General features: G+C 73.7%; 3 protein-coding genes. All 3 read left to right on the top strand.

Annotation, left to right across the window (positions count from 1 at the left end; translation table 11 throughout):
- Window positions 1-33 precede the first annotated feature (33 nt).
- On the top strand, window positions 34-921 hold the full coding sequence (locus ACJA3G_RS35520) for a Nif3-like dinuclear metal center hexameric protein (RefSeq protein ID WP_406557151.1): 888 nt from the start codon (window positions 34-36) through the stop codon (window positions 919-921).
- The gene (locus ACJA3G_RS35515) at window positions 918-1,661 is read left to right on the top strand and encodes a zinc ribbon domain-containing protein (protein ID WP_406557152.1); all 744 of its coding nucleotides are present in this window, start codon (window positions 918-920) and stop codon (window positions 1,659-1,661) included. The genes ACJA3G_RS35520 and ACJA3G_RS35515 overlap by 4 nt, the downstream gene beginning before the upstream one ends.
- Window positions 1,661-2,192, top strand: a 532-nt coding sequence (locus ACJA3G_RS35510) for a reverse transcriptase-like protein (protein WP_406557150.1), incomplete at its 3' end; no start/stop codon positions are given. The genes ACJA3G_RS35515 and ACJA3G_RS35510, both read left to right, overlap by 1 nt.

The following is a 2,192-nucleotide window of genomic DNA, read 5'->3' as shown; positions in this document are numbered from 1 at the left end:
GGGCGGGGCCCGGAGCGCGGGTAACCTGTCCCCGTGCCCCGTCTGTCTGAAGTCATCGCCGCACTCGACGCCCTCTGGCCGCCCGAGCGGGCCGAGGGATGGGACGCGGTCGGCACCGTCTGCGGCGACCCCGACGCCGAGGTCCGGCGGGTGCTGTTCGCCGTCGACCCCGTCCAGGAGATCGTGGACGAGGCCGTGAAGCTCGGCGCCGACCTGGTCGTCACCCACCACCCGCTCTATCTGCGCGGGACGACGACGGTCGCGGCCGGCCACTTCAAGGGCCGGGCCGTGCACACCCTGATCAAGCACGACATCGCGCTGCACGTCGCCCACACCAACGCCGACACCGCCGACCCCGGCGTCTCCGACGCCCTCGCGGGCGCCCTGGACATCCGGGTCGTCGGGCCGCTCGTGCCCGACGCCACGGACCCCTCGGGGCGCCGGGGCCTGGGCCGGATCTGCGAGCTGGACCACCCGATGACGCTGGGCGAGTTCGCCGCCCGCGCCGCCGCCCGGCTGCCCGCCACCGCGCAGGGCATCCGGGTCGCCGGCGACCCCGGGGCCCCGGTGCGGACCGTCGCGGTCAGCGGCGGCTCGGGCGACTCCCTCTTCGACGCCGTACGGGCGTCGGGAGCCGATGCCTTCCTCACCGCCGACCTGCGCCACCACCCGGTGTCGGAGGCCACCCAGGCGGTGTCCTCCTCTTCCGGCTCTTCCGGCTCTTCCGGCTCTTCGGGCTCTTCGGGCCCGCTGGGCCTGATCGACGCCGCCCACTGGGCCACCGAGTGGCCCTGGTGCGAGCAGGCCGCCGCACAGCTCGACGAGATTTCCGACCGCCATGGCTGGGACCTGCGGGTCCACGTCTCGAAGACGGTCACCGACCCCTGGTCATCCCACCACTCTTCTGGAGCCCCCAACTGAACGCCGCGCCCGCCGACCAGATCCGCCTCCTCGACGTACAGGCCCTCGACGCACGCCTGTCGCAGCTCGCCCACAAGCGGGCGTCGCTGCCCGAGCACGCCGAGATCGAGTCGCTCACCAAGGACCTCACGCAGCTGCGCGACCTGCTGGTCGCCGCGCAGACCGAGGAGAGCGACACCGCCCGCGAGCAGACCAAGGCCGAGCAGGACGTCGACCAGGTCCGCCAGCGCGCCGCCCGCGACCAGCAGCGCCTGGACTCGGGCGCCGTCTCCTCGCCCAAGGACCTGGAGTCGCTCCAGCGCGAGATCGCCTCGCTGGCCAAGCGCCAGGGCGACCTGGAGGACGTGGTCCTGGAGGTCATGGAGCGCCGTGAGTCCGCCCAGGAGCGGGTCGCCGAGCTGACCGAGCGGGTCTCCTCCGTCCAGTCGAAGACCGACGACGCCACGGCCCGCCGCGACGCCGCCGTCCAGCAGCTGGACGCGGAGGCCGTCGAGGTCGCCAAGGAGCGCGAGGTCGTCGCCGCCGTCGTCCCGGCCGACCTGCTGAAGCTCTACGACAAGCTGCGCGAGAAGCAGGGCGGCGTCGGCGCGGCCCGGCTCTACCAGCGCAAGTGCGAGGGCTGCCGGCTGGAGCTCGACATCACCGAGGTCAACGAGGTGAAGGCGGCGTCCCCGGACACCGTGCTGCGGTGCGGCAACTGCAACCGCATCCTGGTCCGTACGGCGGAGTCGGGCCTGTAGTGCGGCAGTTCGTGGTCGAGGCCGACGGCGGCTCCCGGGGCAACCCGGGACCGGCCGGTTACGGCGCGGTGGTCCTGGACCCGGTGACCGGCGAGACGCTGGCCGAGGCGGCGGAGTACATCGGTGTCGCCACCAACAACGTCGCCGAGTACAAGGGCCTGATCGCCGGGCTCAAGGCCGCCAAGGCCCTGGACCCGGCGGCCAAGGTACGGGTCCGGATGGACTCCAAGCTGGTCGTCGAGCAGATGTCGGGCCGCTGGAAGATCAAGCACCCCGACATGAAGCCGCTCGCGGCCGAGGCCGCCCGGATCCTGCCGGCCGGGCAGGTCACGTACGAGTGGATCCCGCGCGAGAAGAACAAGCACGCGGACCGGCTCGCCAACGAGGCGATGGACGCGGGCAAGCGCGGCAAGCAGTGGGAGCCGTCGGCCTCCACGGCCGCGCTGCGCACCGGCTCCACGGGGGCGGGCGCCGCCGACACGGACGCGGCGCGGGTCGTCGGGGACGCGGCGGCGCCCGCCCCCGTGGAGC

Source organism: Streptomyces sp. YS-3, assembly GCF_045257485.1.
Taxonomy (GTDB): Bacteria; Actinomycetota; Actinomycetes; order Streptomycetales; family Streptomycetaceae; genus Streptomyces.
Note: the sequence above shows the minus strand (reverse complement) of the source record. Positions and strands in the feature narration are given on the sequence as shown.